Genomic DNA, 860 nt, shown 5'->3' on the forward strand with positions numbered 1-860 from the left:
AGTGCGATACCGTGACTTTCTCCGAACGTGGTTACTCGGAAATGTTGTCCGATACTGTTTCCTGCCATTACTTCCTCAAATATTGTTAGCGCTGTAAACCAGGCTATACATTTCAATTCTTCGTGATTTCATAGTGGCGCTATTGTGTTTTGATGTAAACCCCTAAAACGATCAATTTTGTCTTTTTCGGTCATCTCGAAAAAACGCCCGCTTAAATCATTAAAGCSGGGCGTTTTCTCAAAAAGTGTCAGCAAAGGGGTTAATGCTTAGTCTTTGTATAGACGGAAATCCTCAGCACACGCCAACAACTGCTCGCGCGTGAGCAAGAAGACGCCGTGGCCGCCATTTTCAAACTCAAGCCAAGTGAATGGAATATGTGGATATTGCTCCATCATGTGTACCATTGAGTTGCCACCTCACAGACCAAAATACCTTTATCTGTTAGGTAATCCGGTGCATTCGCCAAAATACGACGCACGAGTTTAAGACCATCAGTTCCAGCAGCAAGGCCCARGGCAGGCTCATGAGTGAACTCCGTTGGTAGGCTATTCATGTCTTCTTCATCCACGTATGGTGGATTGGTCACGATGATGTTGTATTGCTCTTTTGGCAAATCACGGAATAGATCGGAACGAATAGGGAAAACTTGTTGCTCCATGCCGTGGTCTTGAATGTTTTGCTCGGCTACCGCGAGTGCATCCACGAGATATCAATCAGGCATCCACTTCGAGCTTCAGGGAAAGCATGAGCACAGGCAACTTGCAATACAGCCACTGCCCGTACACAGATCCATAATGCGTACTGGCTCTTCGATTAACCATGGTTCAAATTGCGCTTGGATAAGTTCACCAATTGGTGAA

At 45.6% G+C, this 860-nt stretch carries 1 pseudogene; it reads right to left on the minus strand.

The window, feature by feature from the left end:
• Nucleotides 1–266: 266 nt before the first annotated feature.
• A pseudogene (prmB, locus tag CIK04_RS25015) lies at nucleotides 267–860 on the minus strand (50S ribosomal protein L3 N(5)-glutamine methyltransferase); the annotation flags it as partial.

The sequence above is a fragment of the Vibrio sp. 03_296 genome, assembly GCF_002265885.1.